The 18,594-nt window shown below is 36.0% G+C and carries 15 protein-coding genes; 5 read left to right on the forward strand and 10 right to left on the reverse strand.

The annotated features are described in order from the left end of the window. Window positions 1-75: 75 nt before the first annotated feature. The 6 genes from aspS to hemA form a co-directional block, all read right to left on the reverse strand. Window positions 76-1,821, reverse strand: a complete 1,746-nt coding sequence (gene aspS / locus AAC601_RS16115) for an aspartate--tRNA ligase (protein ID WP_340153828.1) — start codon at window positions 1,819-1,821, stop codon at window positions 76-78. Between the two features lie 160 nt (window positions 1,822-1,981). Beyond that, window positions 1,982-2,632 (reverse strand): DsbA family protein, encoded by a 651-nt coding sequence (locus AAC601_RS16120; protein WP_340153829.1) that lies wholly within the window; start codon window positions 2,630-2,632, stop codon window positions 1,982-1,984. Between the two features lie 50 nt (window positions 2,633-2,682). Then, window positions 2,683-3,816: a M23 family metallopeptidase gene (locus AAC601_RS16125; RefSeq protein WP_340153830.1), complete on the reverse strand. Its 1,134-nt coding sequence runs from the start codon at window positions 3,814-3,816 to the stop codon at window positions 2,683-2,685. Window positions 3,817-3,916: 100 nt separating this feature from the next. Then, window positions 3,917-4,594: a porin family protein gene (locus AAC601_RS16130; protein ID WP_303270677.1), complete on the reverse strand. Its 678-nt coding sequence runs from the start codon at window positions 4,592-4,594 to the stop codon at window positions 3,917-3,919. 27 nt (window positions 4,595-4,621) lie between these two features. Further along, window positions 4,622-4,753: a hypothetical protein gene (locus AAC601_RS16135; RefSeq protein WP_303270678.1), complete on the reverse strand. Its 132-nt coding sequence runs from the start codon at window positions 4,751-4,753 to the stop codon at window positions 4,622-4,624. A 68-nt stretch (window positions 4,754-4,821) separates the two neighbouring features. Further along, window positions 4,822-6,090, reverse strand: coding sequence for a glutamyl-tRNA reductase (gene hemA / locus AAC601_RS16140; RefSeq protein WP_303270679.1), 1,269 nt, complete (start codon window positions 6,088-6,090; stop codon window positions 4,822-4,824). A 191-nt stretch (window positions 6,091-6,281) separates the two neighbouring features. Between hemA and AAC601_RS16145 the strand changes: the two genes are divergently transcribed. Beyond that, entirely contained in the window at window positions 6,282-7,235 is a 954-nt protein-coding gene (locus AAC601_RS16145) for an NAD-dependent epimerase/dehydratase family protein (RefSeq protein WP_340153831.1), read from the forward strand. Window positions 7,236-7,300: 65 nt separating this feature from the next. Here the strand turns inward: AAC601_RS16145 and AAC601_RS16150 are convergent, their stop codons facing one another. Beyond that, window positions 7,301-9,796 (reverse strand): M14 family metallopeptidase, encoded by a 2,496-nt coding sequence (locus tag AAC601_RS16150; protein WP_340153832.1) that lies wholly within the window; start codon window positions 9,794-9,796, stop codon window positions 7,301-7,303. Window positions 9,797-10,022: 226 nt separating this feature from the next. Between AAC601_RS16150 and AAC601_RS16155 the strand changes: the two genes are divergently transcribed. Continuing rightward, window positions 10,023-11,087: a VOC family protein gene (locus tag AAC601_RS16155; RefSeq protein ID WP_340153833.1), complete on the forward strand. Its 1,065-nt coding sequence runs from the start codon at window positions 10,023-10,025 to the stop codon at window positions 11,085-11,087. Window positions 11,088-11,388: 301 nt separating this feature from the next. On the opposite strand, the gene ettA is transcribed toward AAC601_RS16155, so the two are convergent. Beyond that, entirely contained in the window at window positions 11,389-13,074 is a 1,686-nt protein-coding gene (gene ettA / locus AAC601_RS16160; RefSeq protein ID WP_303270683.1) for an energy-dependent translational throttle protein EttA, read from the reverse strand. Window positions 13,075-13,222: 148 nt separating this feature from the next. Between ettA and AAC601_RS16165 the strand changes: the two genes are divergently transcribed. Together AAC601_RS16165 and AAC601_RS16170 are read left to right on the forward strand one after the other, a co-directional pair. After that, the gene (locus AAC601_RS16165) at window positions 13,223-14,467 is read left to right on the forward strand and encodes a DUF349 domain-containing protein (protein WP_303270684.1); all 1,245 of its coding nucleotides are present in this window, start codon (window positions 13,223-13,225) and stop codon (window positions 14,465-14,467) included. A 110-nt stretch (window positions 14,468-14,577) separates the two neighbouring features. Further along, window positions 14,578-14,799 carry a DUF2795 domain-containing protein gene (locus AAC601_RS16170; protein ID WP_013454973.1) on the forward strand — a complete coding sequence of 74 codons (222 nt, stop codon included), beginning with the start codon at window positions 14,578-14,580 and terminating at the stop codon, window positions 14,797-14,799. Window positions 14,800-14,817: 18 nt separating this feature from the next. Here the strand turns inward: AAC601_RS16170 and AAC601_RS16175 are convergent, their stop codons facing one another. Continuing rightward, window positions 14,818-15,486 (reverse strand): 2-C-methyl-D-erythritol 4-phosphate cytidylyltransferase, encoded by a 669-nt coding sequence (locus AAC601_RS16175; RefSeq protein ID WP_340153834.1) that lies wholly within the window; start codon window positions 15,484-15,486, stop codon window positions 14,818-14,820. A gap of 79 nt (window positions 15,487-15,565) precedes the next feature. After that, a complete protein-coding gene (locus AAC601_RS16180) occupies window positions 15,566-17,650 on the reverse strand; it encodes an OmpA family protein (RefSeq protein ID WP_340153835.1) in 2,085 nt (694 codons plus the stop codon). A gap of 322 nt (window positions 17,651-17,972) precedes the next feature. On the opposite strand from AAC601_RS16180, the gene yihA reads away from it, so the two are divergent. Further along, window positions 17,973-18,590, forward strand: a complete 618-nt coding sequence (gene yihA / locus AAC601_RS16185) for a ribosome biogenesis GTP-binding protein YihA/YsxC (RefSeq protein WP_303270687.1) — start codon at window positions 17,973-17,975, stop codon at window positions 18,588-18,590. The last annotated feature ends 4 nt before the right edge of the window (window positions 18,591-18,594 follow it).

Below are 18,594 nucleotides of genomic sequence, written 5' to 3' on the forward strand. Positions count from 1 at the left end.
ATAAATAGAGAATTGACTCCAAATAGATCAACTTTCTATTCAGCAAAAATCAAACTGATGAACAATATATTAATTTTATTTTATACTCAAGTGTAATTCTTTTAATTGTTCGGCAGAAATGGTAGATGGTGAATCAATCATCACATCTCTTCCTGCATTGTTTTTAGGGAATGCAATGTAATCTCGGATTGAATCAGAGCCACCAAACATAGCACACAATCTATCAAAACCAAAAGCAATTCCACCATGAGGCGGAGCTCCATATTCAAATGCCTCCATTAAGAATCCGAATTGCTTTTGCGCCTCCTCTTCAGTAAAACCTAATGCCTTGAACATTTTCTGTTGCAATGATTTATCATGAATCCTTATACTTCCACCTCCTATTTCCACTCCATTAATCACCATATCATAAGCATTCGCTCTTATTCTTCCTGGGTCAGATTCAATGAACTGCATATCTTCTAACTTAGGACTTGTAAACGGATGGTGCATAGCATGGAATCTCTTAGTATCTTCATCCCATTCTAAAAGAGGAAAATCCAATACCCAAAGTGGTTTAAAAACATTTCGATCTTTTAAACCTAATTCAGAACCCATTTTTAAGCGTAGTTCATTCATCGCTTTACGGGTATGGTCAACATCTCCACTTAAAACCAAAATCAAATCTCCTGCTTTGGCATCAGTTGCTTGTGCCCATTCTTTTAAATCTTCTTGACTATAAAATTTATCCACAGAGGACTTGAAGCTTCCATCTTTATTGCATTTCACATAAACTAAACCTTTGGCTCCGATCTGCGGGCGCTTTACATATTCGGTCAAAGCATCCAATTGTTTACGAGTATAATCTCCAGCACCCGAAACATTGATACTCACCACTAATTCGGCCTGATCGAATACATTAAATCCTTTGCCTTGAGCATATTGATTTAATTCCACGAAAGGCATTCCAAATCTGATATCAGGCTTATCCGATCCATACAATTTCATAGCCTGATCATAGGTCATTCTTTCGAAATCCTCTATTTCAACTCCTTTCACTTCCTTAAAAAGGTATTTTACCATCTCCTCAAAAGTGTTAAGGATGTCTTCCTGCTCTACAAATGACATTTCGCAGTCGATTTGAGTAAATTCAGGTTGACGATCTGCTCTTAAGTCTTCATCACGGAAACATTTCACTATCTGGAAATATTTATCAAAGCCGGACACCATCAATAATTGCTTGAAAGTTTGCGGGGATTGCGGCAAGGCATAAAATTCGCCTTCATGAACTCTTGAAGGCACTACGAAGTCACGGGCACCTTCTGGTGTGGATTTTATCAGAACAGGAGTTTCAACTTCTAAAAAACCTGCGCCATCCATAAACCTTCTTGTAGCTTGCATCAATTGATGACGCAATTTTAATTTCTCTCTAACTGCAGGCCTCCTTAAATCCAAATAGCGATATTGCATTCTTAATTCTTCTCCGCCATCTGTATCATCTTCTATGGTAAATGGAGGGGTTTTAGCAGCATTTAAGATATTCAATTCTTCAACAAAAATTTCGATATTACCCGTAGGCATTTTATCATTTTTGGAGAAACGCTCTACCACCTCACCTTTTGCTTGAAGCACAAATTCACGCCCCACTTTTCTCGCTGTTTTCAGGATATCTTCATTGGTTTTTCCTTCTTCACATAAAAGTTGTGTGATTCCGTATCGGTCACGCAAATCGATCCAAAGCAATCCGCCTTTATTTCTAACTCGCTGTACCCAGCCGCTCAATACTACTTGCTGACTTTTATTTTCTATTCTTAACTCTCCGCAGTGATGTGTCCTATGCATGATAAAATCTTAATTCAAATTTTGGGCAAAGGTAAGCAATTAGCCGAATTGATGAAGTGGTTTTCAGGATTGAATTAACTGAATGAGCAAATATTGAAGAAAAAAGGGGTGATTTCACTTCCTCTTGTGAATCCACCCCAGACAATCTTATTAACTAATTTTATTTGGAAGAAGCGGTTTCTTTAGCTAAAATCTCCTCAATCACCGCTTTCATTTCATTTTCAGGTCTATAACCTCTGGCTATCAAATATCCTTGCTTACCAATACTTAAAACCACAGATGGAAATCCATTTATCCCCATTTGCTGACCGATCTGAAACTCTTGATATGTTTTTTCTTTATAAACTGGATCTTCCAATTTACCTTTAAAAACTTCCCAAGGCAGGTCAAAATCTTCTACCAACTTTTTATAGTTTTCAATTTCATTTAGATTGACACCCTTTTCATACAAAGTGGATTGTAAAGCTGATGCAAACTCTATATTGGATTTTTTACTCATTGATTTGAAAACTGTCATTGCTATGCAAGGCAATTCAGAATTGAGCATTAAGCTTCCTTGATCCAAAAGTTCTAAATAGGGCTGACCAAATTTAACCCCCGTCATTTCTTCTAAGCGTGGCATGGCTTCTTTAAGGTAATCTTTCATCTCACTTAAAGGCTTTACTCTTTTGCCCAATACCATTCCGCCACTAATGGCTTCAAATTCAATTTGCTCCTTGAACTCTTGCTCCAATTTCTTGATTACTGGACTAAACCCGAAGCACCACCCGCATAAAGGATCGTAAAAGTATAATAATCTTGCTTTTTCCATGTAGGTACATACGTTAATGACACTGTCAAGTTCTAGGTTTTTTAAGAACTCTATTTAAACTCTCCTGAAAGTTGATACCCAAAAGATGAGGCATTATCATCAGGACTTAATGCCAACAAATACATTCTAGTTCTTGGTGGCACTGTGAATTTATATGGTAAGTTTTTAGTGCTGATTAAATTCTTCAGTTGTAGTTTTAAAACTCCATTCATTTCCGCATTCATGCCATTATCTACATATATCAATACATAATCACCATACTCTTTCGTATCAAATTCAATTTTGCCTTTGAGACTGGAGGGCTCCATCTTTCCTTCAAATGCTGCCTCTTGAAATTCATCTTCAACTTCAAAATCCGGTTTTCCTGGATGGAAAGCATAGTAACTTTTAGATTCAATCGGAATAAAAAGCTCATCCTCATAATTTAGAAACTTAATCGGTAAGGTGAAATTTTGAAAATCCCTGTTCTGTGTTACCATAAAATGTAAATGAGGGCCAGAACTCCAGCCGGTATTTCCGCTAATTCCAATCAATTGGCCTTCAGTGATTTGGTCTCCCTTTTTGACCAAGCTCCCATTTTTGACTAAATGAACATAACTTCCCAGCGTTCCATCATCATGATAAACCTTTATAAAATTCCCGTACGGTTCATATTTTGGGGCATTCCCCCCTATGTCTGAATCTTGTTTGACTTCAGTCACTAATCCGGCTCTAGCAGCGTAAATACTGTCACCGACTTCAAGATTAAAATCAATGGCATTGATTCCTTTATGGGTTCCAGCACCATTGTTTCCTTGCCCAACCCTGACTCTCTTCCCGTGCTTATAAGGCAACAAATAAGGATAGTTTTCATCTACTATTAATGAAGCATCACCAATTGTAAACAGGAAATTAAAATCAAAGGAGGTACCCTTTTCTTCTTTAATCCTTCTCATCTCGAGCACTTTTACTGAAGAGCTTTGGGCGGGAATCGTACGGATAAAGCTTTTCTCTCCCGAATCACTTGATAAATTCTCTAACTGCTGAAAATTGATCTTAACAGTATACGGAACCTGTTCCTTATTGCTCGCAAAAAAGTCAAAACCATCATTTGATTTTTCATAATAGATATTGATAGGTTTTTGTTGAGCCAGCCCAAGGGAGTTTAAGATAATAAACAGAACTAGGAATAAAATATTTTTCATAATGGGGAGTAAATTAAATCTTCTATGTACACTTCAAAATCACTTAAAATGTTGTCTGGATATTAATATTTAAAATATAAACTTAAAATAGATGCTGTCGTTAATTTTTCCGCAAAGGAAAAAGTAAGCTTATACGAGCTGAAGGAACTTGATTGGTGGAAACTACAGGATTTACCCTAATAAAGTGATTAACAGGCAGAATATTAGCGAAACCAGACTGAAAACCACCTTCTAATTGCAAAATAAAGCTTGAAAAGTTATAGGAAACTCCTGCGCCAACATGCAAGCCAAAGTCACCTCTGTTGTCGTTTTCGATTGAATAGGTAATTTGGTTTTCACTTAAATCTTGATTATTAGTAATGGTTTGTGAAGAACTTAATGCCCAAGCAACATAGACCCCTGCATCTAAAAAGAACTTAAAGTTCTCCGTACCAAACATTTGCCAATGGAAGTAAAAAGGTAACTCTAAATAATTAATTCTTGTAATAAAGGTATTAGTGAACTCAAAAGTATTTTGGCCCCAGCCCTTAGTACTATAATTCAAATCAAACTGCACCCCAATTTTATCGTTCTGCATATAACGATAGGTTAGGCCAAAAGTAGGTCCCACAAAAAATTCACTTCTTATTCTGGTAGTAATGGGGACGTTTGTAAAATCAGAGAAGTTTACAAAAGGTATGTTCACACCTCCCTTAGTGCCAATAAAAGATTGACTTTTGAGTTCGGCACTTAATAAAAAGCATAAAAAAAGTATGAAAACTTTAAAAATATTTTTCATACTACTTCAATTTAAAAGCTATCAAAATTAGGATTCTGATTCTTCTTTATCAGTATTTCTTTTATCAATAAATGCAATTGCATTCACTAAGCCTACTAAGGTTACTACTATCCAAAAAAATGTATTAGCCCCTTCTGTTACCGGAATATCGTAAAACATACTTTATTATTTTAAAATTTGAGTGACAAAAATAGTGGATATGGTAATATCCTACAAGCAAATGTGATTTACTTTTTTAAAGTATCTCTTTCAAGATTAAACAAATCATTTAAGACTCCAATTAAATTCTCCTCCTCACCTCTTTTGCAAGCCGCTTTCAATTGTAAAACCGGCAGCTTCAATATTTTTTGCATCATACTTTTAGTTACCTTATCAACAATCTTACAGTCTTCGCCTTCAATTTCTTTCAAATACCGAGCCAACTCTTCTTGTCTAATTTGCTCCAAAGCATTTTTAAGGCTATTGATTGTAGGAGAAACAGCCATTTCCTTAGACCAATCATTAAATTCTTCAATTGACTCTTCAATGATTATTTCTACTTGTGGAATCGCTTTAATTCTTTTTTCTAAAGCCTCATCCGCCTTACTTTTAACACTATCAACATTAAAAACCAAAGCTGCAGGATTTTCCTCTACTTCATTACTAACTGAGCGAGGAACAGATAAATCGATAAAATACTTAAAACTCAATATATTGAGCGCATCTACTTTATCTTTGGTGAATATTGGCTCAGAAGCACCAACTGATGAAATCACCACATCCGCTTCGTTTACCCCGTCCCATAATTCGGAATAAGGATGCACCGCAAAATTACATTCTGCTGCAAGTTCTACCGCTTTTTCAGCCGTTCTATTAGTTATTTTAACTGATAGTCTGTTATCGCCTACTAAATTCCTGCAAACATCCTCTCCTATTTCTCCAACACCAACCACTAAAACTCTTGGGTTTTTAATATCCGAAGTTAAGGTTTTCACTAATTCAGTAGCAGCATATGAAACTGAAGCAGCTCCATCTCTGAAAGGAGTTTCTTGAACTACTCTTTTATTAGTAAAGAAAATCGTGTGCATCAGTCGGTGCAAAAAGGGACCTGCCAATTGCAAATCGGCTGATTGTTGGTATGCTCTTTTTACTTGGTTTGAGATTTGAATATCTCCTACGACTTGTGCTTCAAGGCCCATTGCCACCCTAAATAGTCTTTGGACGGCTTCTATATGGTCATTGATGATTTCAAAATAAGGTTTAAAGGAAGCAAAATCGCTAATCCCTTTTTCAATCCCAATCAGTTTAATAATATCTTCGGAAAGCTCTTCTTCATTGAAATAATATACCTCTGTCCTGTTGCAAGTGGAAAGTACCAAAACATCGGAAACAGAAGTAAACTCTTTGAAATAGTTCAATAACCTACCAATAGCCTCATCATTAAGTGAGACCTGCTCCCTAATTTCTATGGGGGCATTTTTGAATGATAAACTTATTGCTTTGAAATTCTCTTTCATAGTGCTAATCGAATATGCAAAAATAACTTTAAAGTCACAGGAAATAAAATAGATGTAAGTAGTTATGCTTATTTATCATTTTTCTAAATAAGCTATTCCTGATTATAGCCTGTCAACACATAATTCTGTCAATTCATTCCAATTATTTTTTTAGCAAAATAAAATAACGAAATTCGTGCAAAATTTTACCTATGGAAACGAATACGATACTAGTTATAGGAGCAAATGGACAACTTGGCACTGAGCTCACAGCCGAGTTAAGAGCAATTTATGGTAACACCAATGTGATTGCATCTGACATTCGAAATCCTCACAAAGATCCTCTTCCTAATGAGCCCTTTGAGCAATTAGATGTTATGGATGCAAAAAGGTTAACGGCATTAGTAGAGCAATACAAAATAACAGAAATCTACATGTTAGCTGCTATTTTATCAGCTAAGGGAGAGCAAAACCCAATTTTCGCATGGGATCTTAATATGCAAAGCCTACTCAATGTTTTAGAAGTTGCTAGAGAAAAGAAGCTATCTAAGGTATATTGGCCTAGTTCTATCGCTGTTTTCGGACCAAAGTCTCCGGTAGACAAGACCCCACAGGATTGCATAATGGATCCCAATACTGTTTATGGCATCAGTAAATTGGCTGGTGAAAGATGGTGTGCTTACTACCATGAAAAATATGGAGTGGATGTTAGAAGTCTGAGGTACCCAGGTTTGATTGGTTATAAGTCTTTACCTGGCGGTGGAACGACAGATTATGCTGTTGATATTTTCCATAAAGCATTAAATGGTGAAGATTTTGAATGCTACTTGAGAGAAGATTCCTATTTACCAATGATGTATATGCCAGATGCAATCAAAGCTACTATCGACTTAATGCAAGCACCAGCAGAAAAAATCACCGTAAGATCAAGTTATAACTTAGGCGCTTTAAGTTTTAATCCTGAAGATATCTATCAGGTCATTAAAAAACAGCATCCCGATTTCAAGATTTCCTACAAGGTAGATTACAGACAGGAAATTGCCGATACTTGGCCTAATAGCATTGATGATAGTCAAGCACAGCAAGACTGGAATTGGAGTCCACAGTACAGCTTGGAAGATATGGTGAAGGATATATTGGAGAAATTACCTGAATTTGAGTTCTAATTTCTCAAATCAGGAATCAAAAGGGCTGTTTTCATTATTCTAAAAACAGCCCTTTCTACTACTCATCAATCGCTTCCAACCATAAAGACAGCATTGGAAAACAACATTTTCCCTTGATGCCAAAAAGCCCTAAACAACGGGTCATCTTGAAGATAGACAAGCTCTCCCCTCCCAAAAGATTCCACTCCAAAAACCATACTGTTTTGTTGTTGTTTTTTGGCTTTATAACCAGCAAAACCAGCTATATGGTCATTATCAGATTTTATTACACCTACATTCCAGCCATTTGGTAAATATTCGTATGCACTTCCCGAAGTTTTCAAACTGAAATATTGATTCCCTAAACCAAAAGCTAGAGGATGAGAAGTATCTAATTCAACATCATAAATAGCTCCAAAAATACTACTAGACAATCTTTTTCTTTCTGCATTTTCGTATACAGCTAAAGATTCATCTCCTTTATCAGCTTTTTTACCTTTTAATTGACCATTTTCCAAGTCAGCAAATTTTGATATTGCCGACCCCATCACTATCAGCTTTCCCCCAGATTTCGCAAAATCAAGCAGTTTCGTTTTACCCTCTTCTGTCAATTCACTGTAACTGCCTGAAGGCATTATTAGCTGATCGTAATCAGAAATATTAATCCGGTTCAAATTATTCAATCGTAAACTAGTGATAGGATAGTCTAATGACTGTTCAAAGAAATGCCATATTTCCCCATATGCTAATGAAGAAACTCCATCATCCATCAACACTGCTATTTTAGGCGCTTTCAAATATTGGATTTCGGAAGAACCAATATCATAAATTTGATCAGCAAAGCCTGAAGTAATCGGAAATATTTGTACGTCAAATTGATTTGATAATTGTGCTAATGCCAAATTCAAATCTTTCACCTGCTCATTATTAGTCTGTGTAATAATCAAACTTCCTTTATTGAAATGCTGATTATCGAATTTTAAGTTTTTGTAAGCAATTCTAATTTTAATTCCTTGTCTTAGGGCCTCCGCCAAAAATTTGGCTGAGTTAAAAGAATTCCATCTAACTGCATAAGCATAAGCAGAATTACTAGTAAGGCTCTCCTCAAAATTTATATCTTCCAAAGAAGTACCATTGACTTTATTTTTTAGACCGTAGGTCTCTAGGCCATAGGCATAAGGAATTGCCCAGGCGGTAATGTCATAGGTTAATGAATCACTATATTTTGGCTTAGGATCAAATAATGCCTGAATTAATGTTGATTTTGGTTGATAGGCACTGATTACTAAATCATTCTTATCGGAAGAAAAATTAGATTCCTTTCTTTTAAAATAGCTGTAGCCACTTAACTTTTGTTGCTTTCCGATCTGTTGAACCTCAATCTTTTGATCTTCCAAAAAGGCTAGTAAAGCAGAAATATCATACTTTTTATTTTCATCCCATTTAATAATATAGGACTTATACTGGTCTGTAGGATTATTGACATTTTGAGAGAAATACTTTCTGAATTCTGTATTTAGTTTGACAGCATTTTTAGACGCGATTTCAATCGTACTCATCCCAGTAGTGAAATGATGTTCTAATCTTTCTTTTAGAGTCAAAGTATCTCCCAAGTTTGTTAAAGCACCCAATCCTGCTCTACCATTACCAGCCTGTTCATAGGTCATCCCTATCGCACCATTGAAAGTTGGATAAGTATCTCCATAACTAGGATAAAACAAATCAAACCGCTCCCTTGTAAAATATAGCCAATTATTTTTATCAAAATATTTAGCATGATTTTGACCTATTTGAATTTGAAAATCCTTTTGCCAATCTGTAATCACTTCATGCAATGGCTCTGCAGCAGGAGCAAAGTAATAGGGACTATTAATGGATTGCTCATGGAAATCAACATGAATATGGGGCATCCATTCATGGTAAACTTTCATTCTAGCTTTCGATTCAATTTGTGTTTGCCATGCCCAGTCTCTATTCAAATCAAATAAATAATGATTAGGACGTCCGCCTGGCCATGGCTCATCATGCTCCACACCCTCCAAATTAGGGTTAAATTCTTTTGCACCGTATCTCCTGTAGAAATTAGCATAGCGATCTCTTCCGTCTGGATTCACGCAAGGATCCATAATTACCACTGTATTTTTCAACCATTCCTGGCCGTCCATCCCTCCTGAAAGCAACTCATATGCAGTTTTCATTGCTGCCTCAGTGGATGAAGCTTCATTTCCATGGATATTGTAACTTAGCCACACAATGGCCTTTTCATTCCCCGCCCTCAATGCACCATTCAATCCGGTTTGAGAAATATTACTTGCTTTAATTTCTTCTAGTTTTTGCATATTCTCTTCAGAAGAAATCACTGCATAATAAAGTGGCCTTCCTTCATAGGTTTCCCCGTATTTAAGCAAGATCATTTGATCTGAATTTTCAGATAGGTACTTAAAGTAATCAACTACCTGATGGTGAAATGTGAATTTATCACCTAATGCATACCCCAGTTTTTCCTCGGGGCTTTGAAGGTTTTGGGCTAAAAGTAAGTTGGTAAAAAGACAGGTTAATATGGTAGTAAATACTTTCTTCATTTGTTTTATTTTAGGAGAATAGAACTGTGACTAAATTGATTGACAATTTACATTGGATTTTTTATAAAAACCACTTATCAATTAGCAGAAGCCTGAATTTCTAAATAATTTTTTGATTCATTTCATCCCAATCAATTTTTAATATTTTAAATAAATGAATCTTGATTTTTACCATCAGTTTCATTGAATTCCATTATTTTAGCCAAAATTTCAAAAAAGTAATGTAATGAGTGGGAAAATAATTAGCGGAATTCAGCAAATTGGAATTGGGGTATCCGATGTTCAGGCGGCCTTCAAATGGTACAGGCAAAACTTCGGAATGAGTGTTCCCGTCTTTGAAGAGGCCGCAGAGGCTGCTCTAATGCTTCCTTATACGGGTGGAGAGCCTAGAAGCAGGCATGCTATATTAGCCATTAATATGCAAGGTGGTGGCGGTTTTGAAATTTGGCAATACACTTCCAGAAAGCCAGAAGCTCCAAAATTTCAACCTCTGTTGGGAGATTTAGGTATCAATATCGCTAAAATGAAAAGTAAGGATGTTGCTGCTACTTATGAACTTTTTAACAGGCGAGGTCTAAACGTATTAGGGGAGTTACAAAATGACCCTTATGGAAAACCCACATTTTTTGTAAAAGATCCCTGGGATAATATATTTCAGATTGTCACATCTAATTCGTGGTTCCAACAACGCAAAACTGACTTACCAGGAGGCCCTAATGGTGCCATTATTGGAGTTACTGACATAGAGAAAGCCAAAACCCTTTACTCTGAAATACTTGGTTACGACACTATCATTTATGATGAAGAAGGCGTTTTTGATGATCTAGTTGCAATTCCTGGTGGTGATAAGAAAGTTAGGCGTGTGCTTCTTCGCCACAGTAAACCTAGAGAAGGAGCCTTTAGCCCACTTTTAGGTGCATCTGAAATCGAATTGGTAGTAGCAATAAATCGTAAGCCGAAAAAAATATTTGAGAATAGATTCTGGGGTGATTTAGGTTATATCCACCTTTGCTATGATATAAATGGTATGGAAGCCCTCAAATCGGAATGTGAAGCAAAAGGTTTTCCCTTCACTGTAGATTCAGCCAATAGTTTTGACATGGGAGAAGCTGCAGGACATTTTACCTACGTAGAAGATCCGGATGGTGCTCTAATTGAATTTGTGGAAACCCATAAAGTGCCGATTATGAAAAAAATTGGTTGGTACTTAAATTTGCAAAAAAGAGATCCGAAGAAGCCTTTGCCAAGGTTTATGTTGAAAGCGATGGGCTTAAGCGAAGTTAAGGATTAGTTATTAGTTGGAAGGCAAAAGTTCGAAATTGGCAAGATAATGTCAGTACTGAAGGTCGGACATTCTGCGAAGGAAGATGGAAGCTGGGACTCTTTTAAAGAAATTGTCCTCCAGCCCACATTCTTCGAGCAAGCTATATTTGGCTAGCAAAATTTCAAGCATTTATCAAGAGCACCTTATTTGATCAACTGAAAGTTGGGTTAGCGATCTTGGAAATTTTTCGAATGAATATTTAATTATTGAGCAGAGACCTGTCAGGTTTTGAAAACCTGACAGGTCTCTAAACAAAGTAATCAGTTAATTACCTTGTTAATTTTTTATATTTGATCCTTTTAGGAATAGCATCATCTCCTAGTCTTTTCTTACGGTTTTCTTCATAATCAGAGAAGTTTCCTTCAAACCAATATACTTGAGAATCACCTTCGAAAGCAAGAATATGCGTGCAAATTCTATCTAGGAACCATCTGTCGTGGCTAATAATTACCGCACAGCCTGCAAAATTCTCCAAACCTTCTTCTAAAGCTCGAAGTGTATTTACATCCAAATCGTTGGTCGGCTCATCTAATAAAAGCAAATTGGCTTCCTGCTTGATAGACATAGCCAAATGAACTCTATTTCGCTCACCACCAGATAAAACACCAACCTTCTTTTCCTGATCAGCTCCAGCGAAATTGAATTTACTGACATATGCCCTGGAATTGATTTTACTATTTCCTAGCTGAATCCATTCATTGCCTCCAGAAATATTCTCCCAGACTGATTTATTTGGATCCAAATTATCATGCGCTTGATCTACATAGGAAAGTTGTACCGTTTCTCCAACCTCAAAATTTCCAGCATCCGGTTCTTCCTGACCCGTAATTAATTTGAATAAGGTAGTTTTACCAGCTCCGTTTGGCCCAATGATCCCAACTATTCCCCCTTGCGGTAATGAAAAGTTTAAATTTTCATACAATAACTTATCACCATAGGCTTTGGAAACCCCGTTGGCCTCAATCACTTTGCTGCCTAAACGCGGACCAGGTGGAATAAATAGCTCTAATTTTTGTTCTTTTTCTTTGCCCTCTTCGCCTAACATTTTCTCATAAGAACTTAAACGAGCTTTAGATTTGGCTTGTCTGGCCTTAGGTGCCATTCGTGACCATTCCAATTCCCTTTGCAGAGTTTTTTGACGTTTAGATTCAGTTTTCTCTTCTTGTGCTAGCCTCTTCTGTTTTTGGTCTAACCAACTCGAATAATTGCCTTTCCAAGGGATTCCTTCTCCCCTGTCCAACTCTAAAATCCAACCCGCCACATTATCTAAGAAATAACGATCGTGCGTTACGGCAATTACAGTTCCTTTATATTGCTGTAAATGATGCTCAAGCCAGTGAACCGACTCGGCATCCAAATGGTTGGTAGGCTCATCAAGTAGCAATACATCTGGTTCTTGAAGAAGCAATCTACATAATGCTATTCTCCTCTTTTCACCACCTGAAAGATTTTTGACTGGTGAATCTGCCGGTGGAGTCCTAAGTGCATCCATAGCCTGCTCCAATCTGCTATCTAACTCCCAGGCATTAGCATGATCCAACTTTTCTTGAACTTTGGCTTGTTGTTCAATTAGGTCATTCATTTTATCAGGATTGTCCAGCACTTCAGGATCAGCAAATTTTTCATTAATCTCCTCAAATTCCTTTAGAAGATTTACAGTTTCTGCTACCCCTTCTTCTACAACTTCCTTCACTGTTTTGTTGGGATCCAATTCTGGTTCCTGTTCTAACATGCCCACTGAGTATTCTTTGGAAGCCACGACTTCTCCTTGATAATCATTGTCAATTCCGGCAATTATTTTCAACAAAGAAGATTTACCCGAACCATTAAGTCCTAAAACACCAATTTTAGCACCATAATAAAAGGAAAGGTATATATCTTTTAATACTGTCTTTTTGGGAGGATAAATCTTGGATACCCCCGCCATTGAAAAAATTATTTTTTCGTCACTCATATCTGTTTTTTTGCTAAAATTTTTCTTTTATCTTCAATAGAAATTCAAATTACGTGATATCATCAGTAATAACATAAGAGCCTTATGGCTTTATTGCAAATTAAATTTAATTTTGCATCAAATTTTACAAAAACCAAATTATAACATTTTGACTGATTTACAGCAAGAATTGGCTTTCATTGAAGGCGGCAAAGTGATTTTAAAGGAACAAGAAGGATTTCCGCAGAGAGAAATTGGAGAAGTAAAGGACGATGAGACAACGGCACTGCAGTTTTTTCAAGACCGATTTGAACATCTTAAAGAAAAAGTAGACAAAGTTCAGCTTCAGATTGAAACCGAGGATAACAAAGGATCCTTTCTTATGAAAGTGCTTAATTTAAAAGAGTCTCTTTCAAATTATGATGGAATAGGTGACTTTACTGCACTAAAGGATCGTCTTGAAATGTTGGAAAAAATGCTGGAAGACTACATCAGTCAAAATAGAAGACGTAATCTGGAAGTAAAATCTACCTTAATCGAAGAAGCTAAAAGCTACGCTAGTAATCCTGATTGGAGAGAAGCTACTGAAAAACTTAAGGAGCTGCGTCAAAGGTGGATTAGAGTAGGTGCAGTTGAAGAGGACAAAAAAGAGGAGATAGAAAATTCATTTCAAGCCATTTATGATGGGTTTTATGAAAAGAAAAAAGCTTTTCATGAGGCTAAAAAAGAAATGATGGCAACAAGGGAAAAGCAATATGAAGCCTTAATTGCCAAAGCTAAAAAACTGCAAGAAAGTAAAGGAGATGATTTAGCTCAAAAAAGCAATGCCCTGATTGAGGAATGGAAAGAATTAGAAAATATTCCCAAAGAAAAATATGCTACTCTTCTAAAAGAATTTAAAAAATATACTCAAACAGGAAAGAATGCTGGTACGAAAAAGCCCCATGGGCCCAATGGCAAAGCCGGCAATGATGAAACAAAGCTTTCCTTAATTCAAGAGTTAAAAGAAGCTAAAAAATTAGATTCCTCTGCCGCAGTAGAAAGAGCCAAAAGCATTCAACAAAAATGGAAGGACTCGGGCAAGACATTCAATAAGGATTTGAATGAAGAATATTTCACCTTAAATGATTACATCTTTGAGAAAAGCTTTATTGACAACTTATTTGAAAGAAAAGCCAAAAAAGGACTAGAGGGCAAAGAGGCCGTAAAATTAAAAATGAGTTTGTTGAGAGATCTGATATCAAGAGATCAAAGGGAGCTTAATGTGTTTGAAGAAAATCTAGATAAGTTTAATTTAGGCACTCAGCAGTTGGATAAAATGGTAGGCTTTAAACATGAAAAACAAAAAAGAAAGCTTGCCGTAAAGCAACAAATCATGGAAGAACTGCGTGATTTGAACAAAAATTTAAAATAATTTGAACTTTGCGTATAATATTTTAGTATGCAAGTAAAGTCAAATGCAATTAAAGCTTTGATTTATAAATTTTTATCATACTTTTGCGCATCAAAAAAATACGGTAGAATATGTATTGGACATTAGAATTAGCTTCATACTTAGAAGATGCTCCGTGGCCAGCCACGAAAGACGAATTAATCGATTTTGGAATTCGTTCTGGTGCGCCATTGGAGGTAGTAGAAAATTTACAAGAATTAGAAGATGATGGTCAACCTTATGAAAATATTGAAGAAATTTGGCCTGATTATCCATCAAAAGAAGACTTCTTCTTTAATGAAGATGAATATTAGCAAGGTAAGCTCATAAGCTTATCTTGCTTTTAATAAAGCTTCTGCAATTATTAAATCCTCAGGAGTAGTTATTTTAATATTTTGATAATCTCCATCTATTAAGGTGATTTCATGTCCACTAGCTTCCACAACAGAGGCATCATCGGTGAAAGAGGGATTAAATGTGACTTTATAGGCGGCCTTCAAGAGCTTTGCATCAAAAGTCTGCGGAGTTTGTACCATCCTCAATGAACTCCTGTCAATGTTTTTATTTTTACCGTTAGCATTAACTTGACGCACTGAATCTTTCATTAATACAGCGGCAACCACTGCTTTCTTATCCTTTGCCATTTCAAATGATTGATTCAACGTATTTGTAGAAACAAAAGGTCTCACACCATCATGAACTGCTACCAGGCCATTTTGTACATGCTCTAGAGCATTTTTAACAGAATGAAATCTTGTTTCCCCACCTTCTACGACTGTATGCTCTATATAATTCTGATGCCAAATATTCAATTCATCCCAAAACTGTATTTCATCTTGAGGGAGCGTAATAATGAGTTCAATTTCTGGGTCAGCTGAATAAAAAGCTTGTAAAGTATGAATCAAAATTGGGGTACCGCCTAACTTAAGAAACTGCTTAGGCAGACTTTCCCCCATTCTTTTTCCTGTTCCCCCTGCTACTATGATTGCATACTTCTTCATTTCAATCTAGATATATAAATGTTTAGAAATAAAAAAGGGATGAATAACATCCCTAAGTTAACTGGTATATGTAATCTTTTTATTCTTTCACAATAAACTCAACCCTTCTGTTTATTTCTCTACCCATCACCTCATCGTCATTGCTCACAATTGGTCTTTCTTCTCCATAGCCTACTGCATTTAACCTTCTCCTATCTATACCTTTTCCTGTTAGATATTCAACTACCTTATTGGCTCTTAATTGAGATAATTTCTTATTGACAGCATCCGAGCCGATATTATCAGTATGCCCAGCTATCTCCACATTTACACCAGAGTTCGCTTCCATAAAGCTGACCATTTTATTCAGTTCCTCATAAGACGCAGAAGTAAAAGTCGCTTTTCCGAATTCAAAGAATATATTTCTCAGCGTCTTGGATGTACCAACTTCCGGCTTACTTAAACTTAAGGTTTGTCTGATGGTTTGCTCTTCACCACTTGAGGCAGGAATTGTAATTCTTTTATTAGCGAAAATATAACCCGGCATTTCAGCTGACAGCATAAACTCTGTAGCTTGCTCTCTTATCACAACATAGGTGGAAACACCATTTTCTTTGCTATCAGTAGGTACATTTATATTATCTGCTTGTCCTTTTAATTTAACAGTAGCATCTATCACTTTATTAGTTTTAGCATCCAAGACCCTCACTAACAATTTAACTGGAGCACCCGTATCACTTTTCTCATCCTCTTTAGATTCTACCACGTTAACATTCTCCAGCTCTCTCTTTGATTCATCTTCTCCTTCATCCACATTAGCCTCTTTACTCGCTATTTTCTTATTTGTGTTATCTTCACTTCCTCCAATCGTTACTTTATATATATCATTGTAGCCCATTCCTTCTTCACGAACTGTAGCATAATAACCAGTTTTACCATCTTTAGTCATGACAAAATAAATATCATCATCAGGTGAGTTAAGAGGGTATCCCATATTTTCAGGAATGCTCCATTCATTACTTGCACTGTCATACTCTGACTTGAAAATATCGAATCCACCCATTCCATTGTGTGCAGTAGAACTAAAATACAAAGTCTTCCCATCAAACTGAATAAACGGTCCATCTTCATCCCCTTCCGTATTGATTACCTTTCCTAAATTCTTTGAAGCTCCCCATTCCCCTTTTCTGTTTTTTGTAGAGAAGTAAATATCAAACCCCCCAAATCCTCCCGGACGATTACTAGCAAAGAATAAAGTATTCCCATCTGCCGATTGAGAAACAGATTTCTCATTATATCCACTTGAATTAATATTATCGCTTAAAGAAACTGGCTCAGACCAGGTATCCTCAGACAGATTATTGGTAAAATATATGTCTCCATTGCCTTCATCACTATAAATATAAAGTGTCTTCCCATCAGGTGAAAAACCCAAGTTTGAGTCATGGTATTTTGTATTGACTACTGGCCCTATGTTTTCAGCAGCTTGCCATTTACCACCTGATTTCTTAGAAATAAATATATCCTCATAGAAGAAGTTATCCTCGAAAACATTTTCGTTTAAGTTTCCTTCATTTGGACCTCTTCTTGAAGTGAAAATCATCACTGTCTGATCGGAATTAACCACAGGGGCATAGTCCCATAATTCAGAATTAATTGCAGTGCCAACATTAGTAATTGAATAATTAACAGGATCCTCCATCAAATTCTTTCCTGTAATACACTCTTCTATTCTTCTTTCAACAAATGACATTGGGGTTTTATCTGATCCACTGTAGCCTGTGTTGCTTTCAAGCTTCTGCTTATATTTTCGGTAATACTCAATCGCATTATCAAACTCGTAACCGTACTGATATGCTTGGCCAATTTTGTACAGCATATCGAACTTGTAATCAGAATCTAACTGATAGGCACGTAATAAATATTGAGTAGCTTTAGATTTTTCAGTAGTTTGTAGATAGGTATCGCCTGCCAAATAATTTGCTTTAACATTATTAGGATCTCCTTCAGCGGCTACTTTATAATACTCCAAAGCTAATGTCAAAACTTTTGTACTGCTCATAACTTCATCTGCCATTTCCAAGAAGTCATTTGCCAATTCAGGATTGGGTTCTTGAGCTTTTACTTGAGAAGCAAATAAAATAGAAATTAAAATGACAGCAAAGAATCTAAATTTATATATCATCGTATTCTTTAATTCGGTAAATTATAGCGAGTTAGGTCGCTTCACTAAAATAATCACTTAAATTAAGCTACTTTTTATGTTATATCAAAAAAAGTTGGCTAAACTTCCTGTTTTTATTCAATATTTTTAAGAGATGGAAGGATAAATATAAAAATGTTATCCCGAATTTATCAAATTTAAACACTTTTTATAGAAAATATTCAAGCCCCTAATAATGAATAAGGCATGATTTAGGCATTACAAAGGCACTAAATTATCATAAATCTAATAATTCTTTACCAAAGTTCGGCCCGATGCAATAGAAAGCCTTTATATTTGCAAAATGAAGCGGATCAAAAATGCGGAATTTATTATAAGTAATACGGATTACAGAAAAAGCCCTGAAACCGGCCTACCTGAGTATGCATTTATTGGTCGTTCAAATGTAGGCAAGTCATCTTTGATCAATATGCTTACAGATAGAAAAAGCTTGGCAAAAACTTCGGCTAAACCTGGTAAAACACAACTAATCAACCATTTTTTAATGGATGATAAATGGTATTTAGTGGATTTACCTGGATATGGTTATGCTAAAGTGAGCAAAAAAACCAATGAAAATTGGGGTAAAATGATCAGCGATTATCTGATCAACAGAGAAAATCTTGTTTGTATTTTTGTTTTGATCGATTCGCGTCTTCCTCCCCAAAAAGCAGATGTAGAATTTTTGGATTTCATCGGAAAAAATGGACTACCCTTATCACTCATATTTACCAAAGCAGACAAGCAATCCTTCAATAAAACCCAGCAAAACATATCAGTATTCAAGAAGAAAATGCTAGGCTCTTGGGAAGATTTCCCTCCATATTTTGTGAGCTCTGCTCAAAAACAAACAGGAAAAGAAGAGATTTTAGGAATTATCGATCAAATGAACCAGGCCTGGGAAGAGCAGAAAGCAAACTAAGCGC

The sequence above is a fragment of the uncultured Marivirga sp. genome, from assembly GCF_963974845.1.
Classification (GTDB): Bacteria; Bacteroidota; Bacteroidia; order Cytophagales; family Cyclobacteriaceae; genus Marivirga; species Marivirga harenae.

What these genes read in the sequence shown, in the direction of transcription:
- AAC601_RS16175 (WP_340153834.1), bottom strand. Translation starts at nt 15,486, where the DNA reads ATGAAGAAGTATGCAATCATAGTAGCAGGGGGAACAGGAAAAAGAATG.
- yihA (WP_303270687.1), top strand. Translation starts at nt 17,973, where the DNA reads ATGAAGCGGATCAAAAATGCGGAATTTATTATAAGTAATACGGATTAC.
- AAC601_RS16155 (WP_340153833.1), top strand. Translation starts at nt 10,023, where the DNA reads ATGAGTGGGAAAATAATTAGCGGAATTCAGCAAATTGGAATTGGGGTA.
- ettA (WP_303270683.1), bottom strand. Translation starts at nt 13,074, where the DNA reads ATGAGTGACGAAAAAATAATTTTTTCAATGGCGGGGGTATCCAAGATT.
- AAC601_RS16120 (WP_340153829.1), bottom strand. Translation starts at nt 2,632, where the DNA reads ATGGAAAAAGCAAGATTATTATACTTTTACGATCCTTTATGCGGGTGG.
- AAC601_RS16150 (WP_340153832.1), bottom strand. Translation starts at nt 9,796, where the DNA reads ATGAAGAAAGTATTTACTACCATATTAACCTGTCTTTTTACCAACTTA.
- AAC601_RS16170 (WP_013454973.1), top strand. Translation starts at nt 14,578, where the DNA reads ATGTATTGGACATTAGAATTAGCTTCATACTTAGAAGATGCTCCGTGG.
- hemA (WP_303270679.1), bottom strand. Translation starts at nt 6,090, where the DNA reads ATGAAAGAGAATTTCAAAGCAATAAGTTTATCATTCAAAAATGCCCCC.
- aspS (WP_340153828.1), bottom strand. Translation starts at nt 1,821, where the DNA reads ATGCATAGGACACATCACTGCGGAGAGTTAAGAATAGAAAATAAAAGT.
- AAC601_RS16130 (WP_303270677.1), bottom strand. Translation starts at nt 4,594, where the DNA reads ATGAAAAATATTTTTAAAGTTTTCATACTTTTTTTATGCTTTTTATTA.
- AAC601_RS16125 (WP_340153830.1), bottom strand. Translation starts at nt 3,816, where the DNA reads ATGAAAAATATTTTATTCCTAGTTCTGTTTATTATCTTAAACTCCCTT.
- AAC601_RS16145 (WP_340153831.1), top strand. Translation starts at nt 6,282, where the DNA reads ATGGAAACGAATACGATACTAGTTATAGGAGCAAATGGACAACTTGGC.
- AAC601_RS16180 (WP_340153835.1), bottom strand. Translation starts at nt 17,650, where the DNA reads ATGATATATAAATTTAGATTCTTTGCTGTCATTTTAATTTCTATTTTA.
- AAC601_RS16135 (WP_303270678.1), bottom strand. Translation starts at nt 4,753, where the DNA reads ATGTTTTACGATATTCCGGTAACAGAAGGGGCTAATACATTTTTTTGG.